A 17,908-nucleotide genomic window follows, 5' to 3' on the forward strand; every position below is an offset into this window, starting at 1 on the left:
GTTTCCGGATCACCCCGGATAGAACGGCTCCGCGTTCTGCATCGAGTGCGACTGCGGCCGCCACACCTCGCCCAGTTCGGTCGCCGTCCACAGTCCCCCGGCGTCCGCGACCACGATCGGCTGGCCCGGGACCGCCGCGACCGCGCGCACCGGAGCGGTGAGGTTCGAACTGTTGTAGGCGTCCATCCGCCGTCCGTCGACCGACAGCCGCTGTACCGGCTGCGAGGGCGAGGACGTCGCGGCCACGAGCGTGTCCGGCGTAGAACCCCAATCCACGTCCAAGACGTCGATCAGGACACCAGGCTGCAGGACGCGCGGCTCGCGCAAGGTGACCGTGTCGCCGCTGCGCACCACCGACGCCACGACCAGCTGGCCGTTCACCGTCGCGGCCACGCGCGCGCCGTCCCGGGAAAGCCGGAGAACGCCGATCGGCCCGAGTGCCAGCAGGTCGTTCGCGTTGACGCTTTGGCGCAGCCAGCGGCCGTTCGGGTCGAGCACCATCCGCGCGATGATCGAATGGTCGACGACCGTCCACACCTCGTTCGACGGACCGGCCCCGCTCGGGGCGGGCCGCCAGGTCGGGCGGCTCAGCGAACCGCCGCCGAGCTCGACCGTCGGCAGTTCGCGGCCGAGGTCGCCGATGCGCAGCCGGACCCGGTCGCCGTCCTGTTCGACCACCGCGAGCCGTTTGCCGTCGATCGACTGGGCCGCGTTCACCACCTGGTACTCGCCGTTGCCCGCCGGGCCCGCGATCGGCGCGCCGTCGCTGAGCGAGCGGACGCGGCCGCCGATCGTCATCAGGCCCCGCAGGTCCGGGCTCGGCGACGAGGAAGCGGTGTACGAGGGCACGTCGCTGCCGCGCCAGTACTCGTGGTCGCGCACCAGCGGCGCGCCGTCGGCGAGCAGCCGGATCCGGGTCGAAGTGACGGTCTGCATCGACAGCACGATCTGCGCGGCGATCAGCGACCGGGTTTCCGGGCTGGTCCCGGTGAGCCCGGTCAACGGGACGGTGAGCGAGCCGTCGTCGTTGTTCTTCACGTTGTTCTCGAGCGACACCCCGTCGCCGAACAGGTTCTTCACCGCGCCGGTGAGCCCGGCCGACGGGCCCTGCAGGATCAGGTCCATCACCCGGCCCGGCATGCCCGACTGCGGCTTCGCCGGGACGTAGCGCAGGTCCGGCACGAAGGCCCCGGAATCGGGCGAGTAGAAGCTCACCGAGACCGGGTTGTAGTTGCCGTCGAACTCGTCGTCGGTCACCAGCAGCACCGGCGGGGGCGGGCTGGAGATCCGCCACTGGCCGTCGGCCTGCTTGTGCACCTGGAAGGTCTGCTCGGCCGGACCGCTGCCGGGGATGAACGCGGAGTCCGCGCTCAGCGTGCCGAGCACCGAACCGCGCACCGTGACCGTGCGGACGTTCGGATCCGGCGTCGTTGACGACGGAGTGGCCGTGGTGGTCGGGCCGGAAGCGACGGTGTCGTAGACCGTGCTGAAGGTCTTGTCGATGATCGTGAACGAGCGGTTCGGCCGCCACGCGCCGCGCTGTTTGTCGTCGAGGAACGCCCGCGAGGCCGCGTTGCCGGACCGCGGATCGGCGTTGGCCTTGATGAACAGCCGCACGATGTCGAGCGGTTCGGCGTTGGCAGGCGGTTCCGGCGCGTTGTTGGCCTGCTGCGGCGCCTTTTCCGCGGACACCACGACCGGCAGCGATTCCTGCGGAACGTTCGCGCAGCTCGCGAGCACCAGCGCGCAGGCGAGAAGGAGAAGCACTCGCCTCACTGACCGACCTCCTCCCGGTCCGGGGCCGGATCGGCGAGGATCGCTTCCGGCGCGGGATGCAGTTCCGCGACCGACGACGGCGACAGCGTGATCTCCGAAACCGCGTCGGGCGGCGGCAGCACCAGCGGGCTTTCCGCGATCGGCACGCCTTGGCGGCGCGGCACCTCGAGCCGGAAGCACGCGCCGTGTCCCGGCTCGCCCCACGCGTCGAGGACGCCGCCGTGCAACCGCGCGTCCTCCTGGCTGATCGCGAGGCCGAGCCCGGTGCCGCCGGTGCGCCGGTTGCGCGACGGGTCGGCGCGCCAGAACCGGTTGAACACCAGCTCCGCTTCCCCGGCCCGCAGGCCGACGCCGTAGTCCCGGACGGTGATCGCGACCGCGGTCTCGTTCACCGCGACCGTCAGCACCACCGGTTTGCCCTCGCTGTGGTCGACGGCGTTGGCCAGCAGGTTGCGCAGGATCCGCTCGATCCGGCGCGCGTCCACCTCGGCCGAGGTGTCCTCGTCCGGCAGCACCAGTTCGACGACACTGCCCGCGGTTCCGGCGAGCACCCGCACCTGCTCGACCGCGCGGGTCGCGATCGGCCGCACGTCGATGTACTCCGCGGACAGCTCCTCGACGCCCGCGTCGAGCCTGCTGATCTCCAGCAGGTCGCCGAGCAGCGCCTCGAACCGGTCCAGTTCGTCGACCAGCAGCTCGGTCGAGCGGGCAAGTCCGGGCGGGAACTGTTCGCGGGACGCGTGCAGCACGTCGGCGGCCATCCGCACGGTGGTCAGCGGGGTGCGCAGCTCGTGCGACACGTCGGAGGTGAAGCGGCGCTGCAGGCCGCCGAATTCCTCGAGCTGGCGGATCTGGTTCTGGATGCTGGCCGCCATGCTGTTGTAGGACACCGCGAGTTTGGCGAGGTCGTCCTCGCCCACTACGGCGAGGCGCTGGTCGAGATCGCCGCCCGCGAACTGCTCGGCCGCCGCGACGGCTTGCCGGACCGGCCGCACCACCTGCCGGACCACCAGGTTCGTGATGCCGGCGAGCAACAGCAGCAGCACGATCCCGGCCACGAACAGGGTGTTCTGGACGGTCGACACGGTGGTCTGCTCGCTGGTGAGCGGGAACAGCAGGTACAGCTGCAGCGGACTGGCCCCGGACATCAGCGAGGTGCCGACGATCAGGTAGGTGGTCCGCACGCCGTTCTCGTCGACGGTGTGCTCGAGCCGCGCGAGGTGGTCGGCCTCAACGAACTGGCGCAGCCGCTCCGGCACCGAATTGAACGGCCCGACGTACACCGGGTCGGTGTCCGACTGCCCGCGCCCGACGCTGGCCAGCACCGGTTCGAAGGTGCCCGCGGTGGAACCCGCGCGCGACGAGGACGTGGTCGCGATCTTCTTGAGCGCGTTCTGCAGGCGCGTGTGCAGCGCGTCCGGGGACTCGCCGCCGATCCCGACCAGCTCGCGCGCGGCGGTGTCGGCGAGCGCCTGGGTCTGCTCGATGGCGGCGCGGCGCTTGGTGTCCAGCAGCCGTTCGGTGATCTGGTTCTGCAGGACCATGCCCAGCACGAACACCACGGCAGAGGACAGCGCCAGCGTCGAGATCGTGACGCGGAACTGCAGCGAGTGCTTCCACAGTTCGTTGAACGCCACCGCGCGGCGGCGAGCGAAAACCACGACCCGGCCGGCGAGCCGGGCCGTGGCGCGGGCGGCGGCGCGAAGCCGCCCCGCGAAACCGGTCATGGGCGGATCACGGCGGGCCGGCCTTGTACCCGACCCCCCGCACCGTCAGCACCACCTCAGGGTGCTCCGGGTCCTTCTCCACCTTCGACCGCAAGCGCTGGACGTGCACGTTCACCAGCCGGGTGTCGGCCGCGTGCCGGTAGCCCCACACCTGCTCCAGCAGCACCTCGCGGGTGAACACCTGGCGCGGCTTGCGGGCCAGCGCCACGAGCAGGTCGAACTCGAGCGGGGTCAGCGGGATCGCCTTGCCCTCCCGGGTGACCTCGTGCCCGGGAACGTCGATCGCGAGGTCGCCGATGGTGAGCGATTCGGCGGGCTCGGCCTCGGTGCGGCGCATCCGGGCGCGCACGCGGGCGACGAGTTCCTTCGGCTTGAACGGCTTCACCACGTAGTCGTCGGCGCCGGACTCCAGGCCGAGCACGATGTCCACGGTGTCGCTCTTGGCGGTGAGCATGACGATGGGCACGCCGGACTCGGCGCGGATCGCCTTGCACACGTCGATGCCGTTCATGCCGGGCAGCATGAGATCGAGCAGGACGAGGTCCGGTTTCAGCTCCCGCAGCGCGGGCAGCGCCCGCGAACCGTCCGCGACCACCGCGGTGTCGAACCCCTCGCCGCGCAGGACGATGGTGAGCATCTCCGCCAGCGCCGGGTCGTCGTCGACCACCAAGACACGTGCCTTCATGACCACATGTTCGCACTACCGCCCACGCTCGCGCGCACGACCCGCGCGTTTGACCACCGGAAAGATCAAGATCACCGGCCCGGTTGGGCCATCCGGCCCCTTCCGGCGTCCGGCCGCGACCGGATTCGCCCGCTCAGCCGAACAGATCGCAGCCGAACGGTTACTGTTGCGCTATGCGGAACCAGGACTCGGGAAACGCAACGGGAAGCGCGGTGCAGTCCGTCGACCGGGCCATCACAGTCCTGGAGCTGCTGGCTCGCAACGGCGAAACCGGCATCACCGAGATCGCCGGCGAGCTGGGGGTGCACAAGTCCACCGCGTCCCGGCTGCTGAGCGTGCTGGAGGCGCACGGACTGGTCGAGCAGCTGGGCGAACGCGGCAAGTACGCGATCGGGTTCGGCGTGGTCCGGCTGGCGGGTGCCGCGACCGGCCGGATGGACCTGGCGAAGCTCGGCAGGCAGACGTGCCAGACGCTCGCCGAGGAACTGGGCGAGACGGTCAACATCGCGATCGCCGACGACGGCGTCGCGATCAACATCAGCCAGGCCCGCGGGTCGGCGGCGATCACCACGCAGAACTGGACCGGGCAGCGCACGCCGCTGCACGCCACCTCCAGCGGCAAGGTGCTGCTCGCCGCGATGGACGACGCCGAACGCAAGCGGATGCTCGCGCACGAGCTGGAGCAGTTCACGCCGCGCACCACGGTCGACCGCGACGAGCTGGCGGCCGAGCTGGAGCGCGTCGCCGAGGACGGCTACGCGGCGTCCTTCGAGGAGCTGGAACTGGGCATGCACGCGGTCGCGGTGCCGGTGCGCGGTCCCGGCGGCGACGTCGTGGCGGCGATGAGCGCGTCCGGTCCGTCCTACCGGCTGTCCAAGCAGCGGATCCGGCAGATCGTCACGCCGATGGCCGACGCGGCGCGGGAGCTTTCCGCTCAGCTTGGCTACTTTTCCGCGTGATCTCCCCGGCCGCGGCGGCTCTCTTGACAGCGCGCCCGCGATCCCGCAATTTGTGAGTTGCAGCAGACGGAACATCGATCTCCATCCGCAACGCGTCCGTTCCCCGGCGGGGGCGTTCCGGCATGCCTGTCTCGTCCCGAGCCGGGCCGTCCGCGACGGCCGGCAGGCAGGAGGTACCTCGCGATGGCGGTGCGACCGCGGGTGGTTGTGCTCGGCGCCGGGCTCCTCGGCTGCGCGGTCGCCGACGAGCTGACCGAACGAGGCTGGACGGACGTCACCGTCCTCGAACCGGAACCGGCGATCGCCTCGGCCGGGCCAGGACTCCTGTTCCGCACGCACGCCGACCGCACGGCGTCCGAGTTCGCGAAGTACACCGCGGAGAAGTACAGCGGGCTGACCGTCGACGGCGGCTGGTGCTTCCAGCCGGTCGGGAGCCTGGAACTCGCGACCACGCCGGAGCAGCTTTCCCGGCTGCGGCAACGGCTTGGCTGGGCGACGTCGTCCGGCGTGCGCGGCTATCTGCGCGAACCGGGCGAATGCGCCCAGCTGCACCCGCTGCTCGACCCCTCGAAGGTGATCGGCGGCCTGCATCTTCCCGGCGACGGGCTCGTCAAGCCGATCCGCGCGGCGCTCGCCCAAGCCCGCCGTGCCAAGGAACGGGGCGCGAAATTCCTTACCGGGCAAGAGATTGTCGAGATCGTGCGCGCGGCGGGCCGGGTGACCGCGGTGGCGACCGCGACCGACCGGTTCCGCGCCGACGTGGTCATCTCGTGTGCCGGAGTGCGCGGGCCGCAATTCGGGCGGCTGGTCGATCTCGCGGTGCCGGTGGTGCCGATCGCCGTCGATCACGCGCGGACCACGCCGCTGGCGCAGCTCGCCGGGGACAACGACCACTTCACCGAGGCGGACAAACCGATCCTGCGCGGCGCCGGGCTGTCGCTGCGCGAGCACGTCGACCGGCTGGGCATCAGCGCGCTCGGCCCCATCGAGACCGATGCCGAGTTCGCTCCGGCCGGCTTCGAGGAGTCGTGGACGGCTGCGCTCGGGTTGGTGCCCGCGTTGGCTGAGGCGAAGGTCGAGGAGGGGGTCCGACAGCTGGTTCCGGGTACGCCGGACGGGTTGCCGTTGCTCGGCGAGCATCCGGATCTCGACGGGTTCTGGCTCGCCGAGGCGGTGGACTGTGCGTGGTCCGCCGGGGTCGCGCGAGAGTTGACGCGCTGGCTCATCGAGGGGCAAGCGCACCTCGACCTGCACTCCGTTGACCTCGCCCGGTTCGATCGGCTGCAACTCGCCCCCGGCCGGGTCCGGGAGCGGAGTTTGGCGACGGCTGGGCATCAACGGCCAGCGACGGAACTGCTGCGGACCACGCCCTGCTACGAACGCGAAGTCGCGCTGGGCGCGGAGTTTCGCGAGGAAGACGGCTGGGCGCGGCCGCAGCGGTATTCCGACAGCCGCGCGGAGGCCGTCGCGACTCGGAGCCGGGTGGCGTTATTCGACCTGACCCCGCGGCGACGGCTGGAGATCACCGGCCGCGGCGCGCTGCCGTTCCTGCAGACGATGACCACGAACCAGCTCGACCGTCCGCCCGGCTCGGTCACCGACACGCTGCTGCTCGGCGAGGACGGCGGGGTCCGCAGCGATCTCACCGTCGCTCGGCTCGGCGTGGAGCAGTTTCACGTCGCCGCGCGCCACCACCGTGACGTCGCCTGGCTGCGCCGTCATCTTCCCGGCGACGGCTCGGTCCAGCTGCGCGAAACGACCGGCGGCACCTGCTGTCTCGGCCTGTGGGGACCGCTCGCCGAACGGGTGCTGCCCGAACTGTCCACATCGGACTCCCGGGTTTGGCGGACGTACGTCGGCGACGTGCCGGTCACCGTGCTGCGCGGGTCGGAGGTGGGCGAATCCGGCTGGGAGCTGCACACCGGCGCGGACCTCGGCCGGTCGCTGTGGGACACGCTCTGGTCAGCCGGGCAGCCGCACGGGATCGTCGCGGCCGGCGAGGACGCGCTGCGCAGCCTCCGGATGGAGGAAGGGCACCGAAGCTGCGGCATCGACGTGACCACCGAGCATGACCCGTACGAAGCCGGGCTCGGGTTCGCGGTGCGGATGGACAAGGGCTACTTCCTCGGCCGGGACACGCTTCTGCACCGTTCTCCTTCGACGGTGCGGCGGAAACTGGTGTGCTTGACCGTCGACAACGCGCCTTCCGTCATGCAGGGTCGGGAGCCGGTGTACGTCGACGGCCGCCCGGCGGGATACGTCACGAGCGGCGCGTACGGCTACACCGTCGACAAAAACCTGGCCTATGCCTGGCTTCCCGTCGAGGACGCCCGGCCGCGGACGCCAGTGGAAATCGAGCACTTCGGGGAACGGTTCGCGGCGAGGGTGGCCGCGGAACCGTTGAGGAGCAGTGAATGACGCACTACGACGTGATCGTGATCGGTCTCGGCGGGATGGGCAGCGCGGCTGCCTACCGGCTGGCGGAACGAGGCCAGAAGGTGCTCGGGATCGACCAGTTCGCGCCGGTGCACAACCTCGGTTCGAGCCACGGCGGTTCGCGGATCACGCGGCAGGCGTACCTCGAAGGTCCGGATTACGTACCGCTGCTGCTGCGCGCGCACGAGATGTGGGACCAGCTCGAACGCGACTCCGGACGGTCGCTGTTCACCCGCTGCGGCGCGGTGATGGGCGGACCGCCGGAGTCGCGCACGATCACGGGCAGCACGCTTTCCGCCGAGAAATTCGACATTCCGCACGAAATCCTGGACGCGGACGAGATCCGGCACCGGTTCCCCACCATCAGCCCGGCCGAGGACGAGGTGGCGCTGTGGGAACCGGGCGCCGGTTTCGTGTCGCCGGAAGGAAGCGTCGCCGCACACCTGCAACTCGCCGCGCGCCACGGTGCCGAACTGCACCACGAAGAGCAGGTTTTCACCTGGACCAGCACGGAAACCGGGGTGCGCGTCGGCACCGCTTCGAGCTACTACACCGCCGAGCGGCTCGTGCTGTGCCCCGGCGCGTGGGCTCCCATTCTGCTCGGCGACCTAGGCGTCGATTTCGAGGTGCGCCGCCAGGTCCAGTACTGGTTCGAACCGGAGGACGTGCAGCCGTTCGTCGACCATCCCGTCTACATCTGGGAAACCGCGGAAGGCGGCCAGTTCTACGGATTCCCCGCGCACACCGCGCAAGGCGTCAAGGTTGCGATCCACCTTGGCGGCGAGCCGTGCACCGCCGACACGATCGACCGGCGGATCCACGACGACGAGGTCCGCGCGGTCGCAGCGGTCGTCGGCTCCCGGATGCCGACGCTCCCGGCGACTTTCCGCCGCGCGGCGACCTGCCTCTACACCAACACCCCGGACGAGCACTTCGTGATCGCCCCGCACCCGAAGCATCCGCGCGCGGTCGTGGCGTGCGGGTTTTCCGGCCACGGCTTCAAATTCGTGCCGGTGGTCGGGGAAATCCTCGCCGACTTGATCGTCGACGGCACGACGCGGCATCCGATCTCGCTGTTCGACCCGGCGAGGTTCACGCCGTAGCGAAGTAGTGCTCCTCCGCCAGATCTTCAAGCAGGCCAGGGTGTTCCGGCTTCCAGTCGAGCAGTTCACGCGTGCGCGCGGCGGACGTCGGCGCGTCCGACTGCACCATCGGAGCCAGGAACGCGAAGTGCGCCGGAGCTTCCTCGGGAGTGATGGACTTCGTCGGGACACCGAGCCGCGCACCGATCGTCTCAGCGATCTGCCGGAGCGAAATGGCTTCGTCGCCGACCGCGTGCAGCACGACCCCAGCCGGGGCACCCTCCAACGCCAGCCGGTAGAGCCGGGCCGCGTCGAGCGTGTGCCCGGCGGACCAGCGGTTGGCCCCTTCGCCGACGTACGGCGAAACACCGGCCGCGCGGGCGAAACGGATCATGGTCGGGACGAAACCGTGCTTGTCGAGCGAGCTGTGCACCGACGGCGGCAGCCGCACAACTGACGTCCGGACGCCGCGGTCGGCGAGCCCGAGCACGTAGTTCTCCGCGTCCACGCGCGGACCGCCGGGGAGCCGGTCGTCCTCGACGCCGGTGCGGCCGAGCCCGGCGAACATCAGGGTTCCGGAGGTCGAGACCAGTGGTTTCCCGGTGCCGGCGAGAGCTTCGCCGAGCGCCTTCAGCGCGACGAGATCCGCGTCGACCGCCCCGGCGAACTCGCCGCTGGCCATCAGGTCGTGCTTGAACGCCAAGTGCACGACGCCGTCCGCCTCGGCGGCCGCCGCGCGCAGGCCGTCGAGATCGTCGAGGTCGCCGCGCCGCACCTGTGCGCCGCGTTCGGCGAGAGTCGCGGCGGAGGCGTCCGACCGGGCGAGGCCGACCACCTCGTGTCCGGCGGCGAGGAGTTCGGGGACGAGAGCCGAGCCGACGTGGCCGCTGGCCCCGGTGACGAAAACCCGCATGGGCCTTCCTTTCACTGTTGATGACACCTGGTGCCATCAACAGTACGCCGGATGTCATCCGGTGTCATCACCTAGACTGGACGGCATGGGCCGCTGGGAACCGAACGCACGCGAACGCTTGGAGCGGGCCGCGCTCGACTTGTTCACCGAACGCGGCTACGACCGGACGACGGTCGCCGAGATCGCCGAACGCGCCGGTCTCACGAAGCGGACCTTCTTCCGCTATTTCGCCGACAAACGGGAAGTGCTGTTCGGCGGCCAGGAGGAACTGACCCGGCTGTTCTCCGAGGGCATTGCCGGGTCGCCAACGGGCGCGACGCCGTTCGAAGCGGTCAGCGGGGCATTGGCTGCCGTCGCGGCGGTTTTCACCGGCGAGCGGCTCGCTCTGGCCCGGCAACGGCAGCCGGTCGTGGCGGCGAACACCGACTTGCTCGAACGCGAATTGCTCAAGCGCGCCAAGCTGGTCGCGGGCATGCACGACGCGCTCGCCGCACGCGGAGTCGGCGAGCCGACAGTCACCGTGGCGGCCGAATTGGGCTGCCTCGCGTTCGGCACGGCCTTCCACCGATGGATCGAGGAAGGCAACCGGCGGGAGTTCGGCGCGCTGGCGGTCGAGGCGCTCGACGAATTGCGCACCGCTACCGCGACCTTGGGTTAAGCGAGCAGAGACTTCGCCAGCGTCGGCAGATCAACGCCCGCCACGCCGTCCAGCACCTGCCACGGCGCCAGCCACGACTCCGCAGCCAGCTCGTCGTACACCGCGGCACAACGTTGCTGCAGCGAATCGTCCGACTCGAACGCGTCTCGCGCCCGCGCTGCGTCCGACTCCGCCCGGCGCACTGCCCGCTCGGCAGCGACCTCCGGGCTCACCCGCAGCAGCAGATGCGCATCCGGTCGCGGCAACCCGAACCGCGTCACCTCGAGGTCCCAAACCCACTGCACCACAGCGCCATCCGCGTGCTCGCGCAGCCGCGCGGCGGCGTACGCGGCATTCGAGGCGACGTAGCGATCCAGCAGGACCACGTCGTTGGCCGCGAGCAGTTCGCGGATCTCGTCAGCCGCACCGCTGCGGTCGAGGGCATAGAGCAGCGCCATTCCGTACACCGAATCGGCGAGGTCGCCGTGCCCGCGATGCAGCGCTTCGCGCACCAGATCGGCGTGCACGCTTCGGCCGTAGCGCGGGAAGGCGAGGCTGCCGACGCTCGCGCCAACGTCCTTCAGCGCAGTAGTCAGCCCCTCGGACAGCGTGCGCTTGCCCGCGCCGTCCAGACCTTCGATTACGACCAGTCGCCCCACGCCGTCGAAGATACTTGGTGGCTTCCTCAGGCTGCCTCGCGGCGCGCGCGGACGTAGCCGAAGTAACCCACCGGCACCGCGACCAGCAGCCCGGCGAGGCAAAGCAGCGGAATCCAGTCGTCGCCGTGCGGCTGCGCAGGCGTGCTCTGGCCGTCTCTTGGCACCACCTCGCCGCGCGGCGCGGCCGTAAGGTGGGCGTTGCCGGTGTCGGCGGGCTGCGCCGCGCCCGCGCCCGGAGCCGACACCGGCAACGCCAGGCCCGTGAACGCTACGAGGAGCAGCAAGCGTCCGACGTGCCTTCGGCAACTGGTCGAGGACCGCCGGACCCGCCCGGCAGTGCTTCCCACGTGATTCGGTTTCCCCAAGCCCATGACGCACCTCCCGCCTAGACGTGGCCAGTGGTGGTCACAACGGTGAACTGGTCGATCACTCCGAGCAAGATGCCCGTCCGGCAACGGGGGTGTTCCGGGTCGGCGATGGAACACGGAACGGTTACCCTTCCGTGGCCAAGCACACCAAACGGGGGCCGGACCCGTGACCGCGCGCTGCTAACGTGAACGTTCCGCGGCATTCACGCCCAGCGCACGGGCGGCGTTGAAGGGACAGCGGTGGCACGAGACGGGGATGGCCCACTGATCATGGAACCTGGCCGGCGCGGCGCGGGTGAACTGCCGCCCGAGCTCGGCGAAGCACTGCGGTCCGGTGAATTCCACCAGGCGCTGCGGCTCGCGATCGCGCATCGCGGCCTGTCGCTCGCCCGGCTGCGGGCGCATCTCGCGCTCCGCGGCGTCCACATCGGACAGTCGACGCTGAGCTACTGGCAGCGCGGGCTCCGCCAGCCGGAGGTGCCGAAGGCGCTGCCGGCGGTCCGCGCGCTGGAGTCGGTGCTGCAACTGCCCGCGGACTCGCTGGTGGTGCTGATCGGCCCGCGCACGGCGCGTCCGCGCGGGCACCAGGCGGCGGCGTCGTTCCACGACCTGCGCTCGGGCGAGATGGGCGCGATCGTCGAGCAGCTGATGAGCGACCTCGGCGCGCCGCCGACGTCCCGGCAGTCGAACTCCGACCTGGAAATGCTGTCGGTGCACGACCAGATCACCATCGACGAGCAGCAGCACCAGGTCAAATTCCGGACCCGGCTGGTCACCCGCGCGCGGCGGCACGGCCCGGACCGGTACGTGGCCGTCTACAACGGCGACCCCGGCTGCCGGATCGACGACGTCGAGCTGATCACCGCGGAGGGCTGCCGCGTCGGCCGGATCCGCAGGCACCCGGCGCGCGAGACGATGGCGACGGAACTGCTTTTCGACCGGAAGCTCGCCGAGGGCGAAATCCACGTTTTCTGCTTCGAAATCCATGACAATTCCGCCGTGACGTTCCCCGGGTACTACCGGATGCTTCGCGACCAATGCGCGAGCTATCTGCTGCAATTGCAGTTCGCGCCCACCGCGATGCCCGCCCGGATCACCCGCGAGGTCCGCGCCCGCGACGACGCCCTGCCGGTCGAGGCGGAGGAATTGCCGTGCGACACCGGCGGCGTGACGAGCGGGTATTTCCGCGACACCGGCCCGGGGCTGGCCGGCATCGCGGTGGAATGGAACTGAGCCAATCGCTGACCGCCGCCCCTCATCCAGTCACGGCGTACCGGGCGGCGACGGTGCGGACGGCCTCGTCGACTACCTGAGCGACGCGTTCAGCGCTCACCTCCCAGCCCGGCACCAGGAGTGTCGGCCAGAAGACGTAATTGGAGATCATGCCGAGGAACTGGGTGGCCGCGAGGTCCACGTCCTCGACCCGCACCGTTCCCGCTTCGTGCTCAGCCAGAAGGTAGCTGCGCACGGATTCGAAGTAGGGCATCTTCCCGCGCGAGAACTGCGCATGAGCCAGTTCAGGGAACCGCGGCAACTCCGCGATGACGATCCGGAACAGGTCGGTCATCTGGGCCCGGCCCAGCAGCTGGGCGTAACGGCGACCGAGGACGCCGAGCCCGCCGACGACGTTGCCCGCGGGCGGTGGATCCTCCTCGTCGGCGGTCGACCATGACTCGGTGACGATGGCGTCGAACAGGGCAGCCTTGCTCGGGAACTGCTTGAACAAGGTGGCCCGCGAAACGCCCGAGGACTCCGCGATCCGCGCCAGCGACGTCCGGTCGTAGCCCAGCTCGAGAAACAGTGCGGTCGCGGCCGCCACGATCAGCGCGCGCTTCTCCTGGGCGACGCGCTGGTGATACGTCGGCACGACCTTGCTCATGGGCCGAGCATACGAGGTGAGTGGCTTGACTCGCCACTGCCGCCCGCTTAGTGTCGAGGTGGATGGTGAGTCACTCGGCTCACCACTGGCGATCTCGGCCAGTCACCCCCGCACCGAAGGAACATTCGATGCCCCGCTTCGACAATCAGACCGTGCTCGTGACCGGCGGGACCGGCGGCCAAGGCTCGAGCCACGTGCGCGCATTTCACGCGGAGGGAGCGAACGTGGTGATCGGCGGCATCGACGCGCGACGCGGTGCCGCTCTCGCCGACGAACTCGGGCCCCGTGCTCGTTTCGTCCGCCTCGACGTCACCGACGAGAGTTCGTGGTCCGCCGCTGTGTCAGCCGCCGAGACCGCCTTCGGCGCGCTGAATGTGCTCGTCAACAACGCGGGCGTGCAGAATCCGCCTGCGACCATCGAGGACACGGATCAGGCCACCTGGTCGCGCGTCCTCGGCATCAACCTCACCGGGACCTTCCTCGGCATCAAGGCCACGGCCCCCGCTCTGCGCCGCGCGGCAGGGGGAGCCATCGTCAACATCGCCTCGATCATGGGCCTGGGCGGCACGGCGCACTACGCGCCGTACGTCGCCAGCAAGTGGGCCGTGCGAGGCCTCACCCAAACGGCAGCGCTCGAACTCGGCCGCGACCACATCCGAGTGAACACCATCCACCCCGGCGTGATCTCGACCCCCTTCATCCACGAACCAGCGGCCGGCGCCACCGCGGCGATCGCCGACTTCTACTCACCGGAGCCGTTCGCCGTGCCCCGGCTCGGGGAGCCAGCCGACGTCACCCGGCTTCTCCTGTTCCTCACGTCAGCAGACGCGTCGTTCATCACGGGGTCGGAGTACGTCATCGACGGCGGGCTCCTCCTCGGCCCCGCCCTTCAGGCATGAGCACTCCGGACCCGAACGGCTCCGCGCCGGACGCGTCTTGGCCCGACCACATCCGACGAGCCGTCGAGATCACTCCCGCCGCGGGCACCAGAGAAAGGATCATCGACATCACGACACGGGGCCGCCGCACCGGCCGGCCACGCCGCATCGAGATCTTCTTCTACCGAGCCGCGGGCAGCACCTACCTGTGCAGCGGCGCGGGCGGGGCCGCGACCGACTGGCATGCGAACCTTCTCGCCAATCCCGGCTTCATCTTCCACCTCAAAAACGGGATCCGCGCGGATCTGCCCGCACGGGCCACGCCGGTCACCGATCCAACGGAACGTCAGGCCGTGCTGGCGGAGATCGTCGCGGATCTCAATCAGCCCCACGACCCCGGCGCCATCCGGCCGACTCGGCTCGAAGACTGGGCCGACAGCAGGCTGATGCGCATCAGCTTCCGCCCTCGGCCGTGATCGCGGATCCTCAACCGCGAAGCGGCGTTTTATTCGTGCACCCGCTGCGGCGTGCCCTTGGTGATCCGGACCAGTTCGTCGAACGTCGTCGGAAAGACGGCGTTCGGCGTACCGGCCGCTGCCCACACCTCGGAGTACTGCCGCAACGCCTCGTCAACCACCGTCTCCAGCGGCGCCGGGTGCCCGACCGGCGAGACCCCGCCGATCACCTGCCCAGTCGCCGCACGCACCTCTTCCGGCTTCGCCCGACGGATCCGGCCGCGCCCGAGCCGCGCGGCGAGCGCCTCGACGTCCACCCGGTGCGCACCACTGGTCAAGACCAGCAGCGGGGCGTCGTCGGCCATGAAGACCAGGCTGTTCGCGATCGCGCCGACCGTGCAGCCCAGCGCTTCCGCCGCCTCGGCCGCCGTCCGCGTGGACTGCGGGAGAGTCCGCGCCTGACCAGCGACGCCTGCCTCGTCGAGCGCGTCCTGCACGTTCTGCATTGCCGACATCGGCACACCTCCAGCTGTTCTGTAAACAGAACACTAGACTAGGCCGGGTGTCGACGTCACCCGCCCCGGACGGCCGCGCCCTCGCCGCGGCGGTCGGTACCCGCATCCGAACGCTGCGCACCCGCGCGGGCGTCGGCCTGACCACGCTCGCCGCCGACAGCGGCCTCGGCAAGGGAACGCTGTCGGAACTGGAAAACGGCCGCCGGAACCCGACGCTGGACACGCTGTTCGCCATCGCCACCGCACTGTCCATCCCGTTGAGCGACTTGCTCTTCGGCGACGACGGAGTGGCTGAGGCACACGGCGACAGCGTGGCCGCGACTCTGCTCGGCCGTTGGGAGGACACGGACGGCGTGACCGAGGTGTACCGGCTGACGATCCATGAGCGGGTCCAGGTGTCGCATCCGCACAGCGCTGGGGTGAGGGAGGTTTTGACTGTGTTGACTGGGGTGGCGGAGGTGGGGCCGGTTTCCGCTCCGGTGACGGTTTCCGCTGCCGGGACGCATACGTTTATCGCAGAAACGGACCATGTTTACCGCGGAATTGGCGGACCGGCTACGGCGGTGTTGACGATGCGGTATCCGCGTTAGCGGACGAGGAGCCCATTCGCTTTTGCCGCGTCGGCCTGACGCGCATCACAGGTCACCACAGTGACAGGTTCGCCACCAGTAAGGTCAGCGGTTTCCCGCATCACGACCGCGAGATGAAGCGCGTCGAGCGTGCGCAGGGAATAGTTCTCGACGACCAATCGCTGAGCGGCCGGAAAAACGCGCGAAGGCCGAAACGGGATCACCCCTAACGTCGAAGAACGGCTCATCGCATCGAACTGATCCAGAAACTCCCGCGCATCCGGGATGCGCCCGGAGCGCTTGGCCGCCGCCATCGCGCTGGCGAACTCGATCCGGGTCAGCTCGCTGGTGAGAACCCGGTTCCGGCCGCTCGCAAGCAAGTCGCGCAGTTCAGCATGCTCAGGCTCGTCCGCGAAAAACACCCGCACGACCGCACTCGTATCGGCATAATAGACAGTCACCATTCACCTCGCGACCAGTCGAGCGCCTCGCTGACCGACGTTCCCCAACCGGCCGAACGTCGCTCCAGTTCGTCGAGACCGACTGGCTCCCGCTCAGGCTCGAAGGTGATCAGCTTGCCCTCCGCGAGCAGCCGGGCTTTCCATGCCTCCGGCGCCTCTTCCCTGTTGAGCGCGTCGCTGAGGACTTCGGTGACCAGGTCGTTCATGCTGCGTCCTTCAGCCTCGGCCCTGGCCTTCAGCCGAGCGTGCAGCTCGTCGTCGACGCGAGTGATCAATTGCTTCACCGCATCATGATAACACGTCACCCATTAGAGCTATCACGTGTTTTCATGTGCAGACGAAAGCCGCCCCGAAACGCATTCCGGGGCGGCTTCGGCGTCAGCGATCAGTAACGGTAGTGCTCCGACTTGAACGGGCCCTCCACGTCCACGTCGATGTATTCCGCCTGTTCCTTCGACAGCTTCGTCAGCTCGCCGCCCAGCGCCTCGAGGTGGATCCGGGCGACCTTTTCGTCCAGCTTCTTCGGGAGGCGGTAGACCTCCTTGTCGTACTCCTCGGTCTTCGCGAAGAGTTCGACCTGCGCGATGACCTGGTTCGCGAAGCTGTTCGACATCACGAAGCTCGGGTGCCCGGTCGCGTTGCCCAGGTTCAGCAGCCGTCCCTCGGACAGCACCAGGATGCTCTTGCCGTCCGGGAACACCCACTCGTCGACCTGCGGCTTGATGTTCACGCGCCGCACGCCGGGGTAGCGGGCGAGGCCTGCCATGTCGAGCTCGTTGTCGAAGTGGCCGATGTTGCCGACAATCGCCTGGTGCTTCATGCGCGCCATGTGCTCGACCATCACCACGTTCTTGTTGCCGGTGGTGGTCACGTAGATGTCGCCCTCGTCCAGCACCGTCTCCAGGCGCTTGACCTCGTAGCCGTCCATCATCGCCTGCAGCGCGCAGATCGGGTCGATCTCGGTGATGATCACCCGGGCGCCCTGCCCGCGCAGCGATTCCGCCGCGCCCTTGCCGACGTCGCCGTAGCCGCAGACCACCGCGACCTTGCCGCCGATCAGGACGTCGGTGCCGCGGTTGATGCCGTCGATCAGCGAGTGCCGGATGCCGTAGCGGTTGTCGAACTTCGACTTCGTCACCGAGTCGTTGACGTTGATCGCCGGGAACAGCAGCTCGCCCGCGGCCGCCAGCTGGTACAGCCGCAGCACGCCAGTGGTGGTTTCCTCGGTGACGCCCTTGACGCTCTGCCCGATGGCGGTCCACTTGCCCTTGTCCGCCGCGACAGACGCGCGCAGCAGCTCCAGGAAGACCTTCCACTCCTCGGGGTCCTCGTCGTCGGCGGACGGGACCACGCCGGCCTTCTCGAACTCGGTGCCCTTGTGCACCAGCATGGTGGCGTCGCCGCCGTCGTCGAGGATCATGTTCGGGCCTTCGCCCTCCCACGTGAGCATCCGCTCAGTGCACCACCAGTATTCCTCGAGCGTTTCGCCCTTCCACGCGAACACCGGGACGCCCTTGGGCTCCTCGGCGGTGCCGTGCGGCCCGACGACGACCGCGGCCGCGGCGTGGTCCTGGGTGGAGAAAATGTTGCACGAAGCCCAGCGCACCTCCGCGCCGAGCGCCACCAGCGTCTCGATCAGCACCGCGGTCTGCACGGTCATGTGCAGCGAACCGGCGATTCGCGCGCCGCGCAGCGGGTATACCTCGGAGTATTCGCGACGCAGCGCCATCAGGCCGGGCATCTCGTGCTCGGCGAGCCGGATCTCCTTCCGGCCGAACTCGGCGGCCTCGAGATCGGCGACGGCGAATTCGATGCCGCCCCGGGTGTCGTGCCGCTTGACAACGCTTTCGGGGGTCATAGTGCGGTTCCTCCAAGGTTTGATGGCACCTGAACAGTACCGTTGTCGGCT

Annotated in this window: 19 protein-coding genes; 8 read left to right on the forward strand and 11 right to left on the reverse strand. The window is 69.5% G+C overall.

Annotation, left to right across the window (positions count from 1 at the left end; all coding sequences use genetic code 11):
* Nucleotides 1-9: 9 nt before the first annotated feature.
* Genes ACFORO_RS37100 through mtrA form a run of 3 tightly spaced genes read right to left on the reverse strand, consistent with a single transcriptional unit; the run spans nucleotide 10 to nucleotide 4,188 of the window.
* On the reverse strand, nucleotides 10-1,776 hold the full coding sequence (locus ACFORO_RS37100) for an LpqB family beta-propeller domain-containing protein (RefSeq protein WP_377872580.1): 1,767 nt from the start codon (nucleotides 1,774-1,776) through the stop codon (nucleotides 10-12).
* Nucleotides 1,773-3,503, reverse strand: a complete 1,731-nt coding sequence (gene mtrB / locus ACFORO_RS37105; RefSeq protein ID WP_377872582.1) for an MtrAB system histidine kinase MtrB — start codon at nucleotides 3,501-3,503, stop codon at nucleotides 1,773-1,775. Before mtrB ends, ACFORO_RS37100 begins: the two co-directional genes overlap by 4 nt.
* A gap of 7 nt (nucleotides 3,504-3,510) precedes the next feature.
* The gene (mtrA, locus tag ACFORO_RS37110; RefSeq protein ID WP_005150760.1) at nucleotides 3,511-4,188 is read right to left on the reverse strand and encodes an MtrAB system response regulator MtrA; all 678 of its coding nucleotides are present in this window, start codon (nucleotides 4,186-4,188) and stop codon (nucleotides 3,511-3,513) included.
* Between the two features lie 173 nt (nucleotides 4,189-4,361).
* Between mtrA and ACFORO_RS37115 the strand changes: the two genes are divergently transcribed.
* From ACFORO_RS37115 to solA, 3 genes are all read left to right on the forward strand, one after another.
* Nucleotides 4,362-5,147, forward strand: a complete 786-nt coding sequence (locus ACFORO_RS37115; protein ID WP_354750734.1) for an IclR family transcriptional regulator — start codon at nucleotides 4,362-4,364, stop codon at nucleotides 5,145-5,147.
* Nucleotides 5,148-5,330: 183 nt separating this feature from the next.
* Nucleotides 5,331-7,565 (forward strand): FAD-dependent oxidoreductase, encoded by a 2,235-nt coding sequence (locus ACFORO_RS37120; RefSeq protein WP_377872585.1) that lies wholly within the window; start codon nucleotides 5,331-5,333, stop codon nucleotides 7,563-7,565.
* Nucleotides 7,562-8,686 (forward strand): N-methyl-L-tryptophan oxidase, encoded by a 1,125-nt coding sequence (gene solA / locus ACFORO_RS37125; RefSeq protein WP_377872587.1) that lies wholly within the window; start codon nucleotides 7,562-7,564, stop codon nucleotides 8,684-8,686. Before ACFORO_RS37120 ends, solA begins: the two co-directional genes overlap by 4 nt.
* On the opposite strand, the gene ACFORO_RS37130 is transcribed toward solA, so the two are convergent.
* Nucleotides 8,676-9,578 (reverse strand): SDR family oxidoreductase, encoded by a 903-nt coding sequence (locus tag ACFORO_RS37130; protein ID WP_377896731.1) that lies wholly within the window; start codon nucleotides 9,576-9,578, stop codon nucleotides 8,676-8,678. The genes solA and ACFORO_RS37130 overlap by 11 nt on opposite strands.
* Before the next feature lie 85 nt (nucleotides 9,579-9,663).
* On the opposite strand from ACFORO_RS37130, the gene ACFORO_RS37135 reads away from it, so the two are divergent.
* Nucleotides 9,664-10,236: a TetR family transcriptional regulator gene (locus tag ACFORO_RS37135; RefSeq protein ID WP_377872590.1), complete on the forward strand. Its 573-nt coding sequence runs from the start codon at nucleotides 9,664-9,666 to the stop codon at nucleotides 10,234-10,236.
* Here the strand turns inward: ACFORO_RS37135 and ACFORO_RS37140 are convergent.
* Together ACFORO_RS37140 and ACFORO_RS37145 are read right to left on the reverse strand one after the other, a co-directional pair.
* Nucleotides 10,233-10,874 carry a dTMP kinase gene (locus ACFORO_RS37140; protein ID WP_377872592.1) on the reverse strand — a complete coding sequence of 214 codons (642 nt, stop codon included), beginning with the start codon at nucleotides 10,872-10,874 and terminating at the stop codon, nucleotides 10,233-10,235. The two genes, ACFORO_RS37135 and ACFORO_RS37140, sit on opposite strands and share 4 nt — an antisense overlap.
* Before the next feature lie 26 nt (nucleotides 10,875-10,900).
* Entirely contained in the window at nucleotides 10,901-11,158 is a 258-nt protein-coding gene (locus tag ACFORO_RS37145; RefSeq protein ID WP_377872593.1) for a hypothetical protein, read from the reverse strand.
* 354 nt (nucleotides 11,159-11,512) lie between these two features.
* Between ACFORO_RS37145 and ACFORO_RS37150 the strand changes: the two genes are divergently transcribed.
* Complete coding sequence (locus tag ACFORO_RS37150; RefSeq protein ID WP_370934301.1) at nucleotides 11,513-12,475, forward strand: hypothetical protein; 963 nt, start codon at nucleotides 11,513-11,515, stop codon at nucleotides 12,473-12,475.
* A 22-nt stretch (nucleotides 12,476-12,497) separates the two neighbouring features.
* Here ACFORO_RS37150 and ACFORO_RS37155 read toward each other — a convergent pair whose 3' ends face one another.
* Nucleotides 12,498-13,121, reverse strand: a complete 624-nt coding sequence (locus tag ACFORO_RS37155) for a TetR/AcrR family transcriptional regulator (RefSeq protein WP_377872595.1) — start codon at nucleotides 13,119-13,121, stop codon at nucleotides 12,498-12,500.
* Between the two features lie 128 nt (nucleotides 13,122-13,249).
* On the opposite strand from ACFORO_RS37155, the gene ACFORO_RS37160 reads away from it, so the two are divergent.
* Nucleotides 13,250-14,020, forward strand: a complete 771-nt coding sequence (locus tag ACFORO_RS37160) for an SDR family oxidoreductase (protein WP_377872596.1) — start codon at nucleotides 13,250-13,252, stop codon at nucleotides 14,018-14,020.
* Nucleotides 14,017-14,475: a nitroreductase/quinone reductase family protein gene (locus tag ACFORO_RS37165; RefSeq protein WP_377872598.1), complete on the forward strand. Its 459-nt coding sequence runs from the start codon at nucleotides 14,017-14,019 to the stop codon at nucleotides 14,473-14,475. Before ACFORO_RS37160 ends, ACFORO_RS37165 begins: the two co-directional genes overlap by 4 nt.
* Nucleotides 14,476-14,504: 29 nt before the next feature.
* Here the strand turns inward: ACFORO_RS37165 and ACFORO_RS37170 are convergent, their stop codons facing one another.
* Complete coding sequence (locus ACFORO_RS37170; RefSeq protein WP_377872600.1) at nucleotides 14,505-14,969, reverse strand: YbaK/EbsC family protein; 465 nt, start codon at nucleotides 14,967-14,969, stop codon at nucleotides 14,505-14,507.
* Between the two features lie 47 nt (nucleotides 14,970-15,016).
* Between ACFORO_RS37170 and ACFORO_RS37175 the strand changes: the two genes are divergently transcribed.
* The gene (locus ACFORO_RS37175; protein ID WP_377872601.1) at nucleotides 15,017-15,559 is read left to right on the forward strand and encodes a helix-turn-helix domain-containing protein; all 543 of its coding nucleotides are present in this window, start codon (nucleotides 15,017-15,019) and stop codon (nucleotides 15,557-15,559) included.
* Here the strand turns inward: ACFORO_RS37175 and ACFORO_RS37180 are convergent.
* The 3 genes from ACFORO_RS37180 to ahcY form a co-directional block, all read right to left on the reverse strand.
* Nucleotides 15,556-16,002, reverse strand: a complete 447-nt coding sequence (locus ACFORO_RS37180) for a type II toxin-antitoxin system VapC family toxin (protein WP_377872603.1) — start codon at nucleotides 16,000-16,002, stop codon at nucleotides 15,556-15,558. The two genes, ACFORO_RS37175 and ACFORO_RS37180, sit on opposite strands and share 4 nt — an antisense overlap.
* Nucleotides 15,996-16,283 carry a FitA-like ribbon-helix-helix domain-containing protein gene (locus ACFORO_RS37185; RefSeq protein WP_377872606.1) on the reverse strand — a complete coding sequence of 96 codons (288 nt, stop codon included), beginning with the start codon at nucleotides 16,281-16,283 and terminating at the stop codon, nucleotides 15,996-15,998. The genes ACFORO_RS37180 and ACFORO_RS37185 overlap by 7 nt, the downstream gene beginning before the upstream one ends.
* Before the next feature lie 101 nt (nucleotides 16,284-16,384).
* Entirely contained in the window at nucleotides 16,385-17,857 is a 1,473-nt protein-coding gene (ahcY, locus tag ACFORO_RS37190; protein WP_377872608.1) for an adenosylhomocysteinase, read from the reverse strand.
* Nucleotides 17,858-17,908: the final 51 nt, after the last annotated feature.

Origin of the sequence: Amycolatopsis halotolerans (assembly GCF_042647905.1) — a bacterium.
GTDB classification, from domain to species: Bacteria; Actinomycetota; Actinomycetes; order Mycobacteriales; family Pseudonocardiaceae; genus Amycolatopsis; species Amycolatopsis halotolerans.

Coding starts and splice junctions, on each gene's coding strand:
- mtrB (WP_377872582.1), bottom strand. CDS start 3,503: ATGACCGGTTTCGCGGGGCGGCTTCGCGCCGCCGCCCGCGCCACGGCC.
- mtrA (WP_005150760.1), bottom strand. CDS start 4,188: ATGAAGGCACGTGTCTTGGTGGTCGACGACGACCCGGCGCTGGCGGAG.
- ACFORO_RS37115 (WP_354750734.1), top strand. CDS start 4,362: ATGCGGAACCAGGACTCGGGAAACGCAACGGGAAGCGCGGTGCAGTCC.
- ACFORO_RS37120 (WP_377872585.1), top strand. CDS start 5,331: ATGGCGGTGCGACCGCGGGTGGTTGTGCTCGGCGCCGGGCTCCTCGGC.
- solA (WP_377872587.1), top strand. CDS start 7,562: ATGACGCACTACGACGTGATCGTGATCGGTCTCGGCGGGATGGGCAGC.
- ACFORO_RS37130 (WP_377896731.1), bottom strand. CDS start 9,578: ATGCGGGTTTTCGTCACCGGGGCCAGCGGCCACGTCGGCTCGGCTCTC.
- ACFORO_RS37135 (WP_377872590.1), top strand. CDS start 9,664: ATGGGCCGCTGGGAACCGAACGCACGCGAACGCTTGGAGCGGGCCGCG.
- ACFORO_RS37150 (WP_370934301.1), top strand. CDS start 11,513: ATGGAACCTGGCCGGCGCGGCGCGGGTGAACTGCCGCCCGAGCTCGGC.
- ACFORO_RS37155 (WP_377872595.1), bottom strand. CDS start 13,121: ATGAGCAAGGTCGTGCCGACGTATCACCAGCGCGTCGCCCAGGAGAAG.
- ACFORO_RS37160 (WP_377872596.1), top strand. CDS start 13,250: ATGCCCCGCTTCGACAATCAGACCGTGCTCGTGACCGGCGGGACCGGC.
- ACFORO_RS37165 (WP_377872598.1), top strand. CDS start 14,017: ATGAGCACTCCGGACCCGAACGGCTCCGCGCCGGACGCGTCTTGGCCC.
- ACFORO_RS37170 (WP_377872600.1), bottom strand. CDS start 14,969: ATGTCGGCAATGCAGAACGTGCAGGACGCGCTCGACGAGGCAGGCGTC.
- ACFORO_RS37180 (WP_377872603.1), bottom strand. CDS start 16,002: ATGGTGACTGTCTATTATGCCGATACGAGTGCGGTCGTGCGGGTGTTT.
- ahcY (WP_377872608.1), bottom strand. CDS start 17,857: ATGACCCCCGAAAGCGTTGTCAAGCGGCACGACACCCGGGGCGGCATC.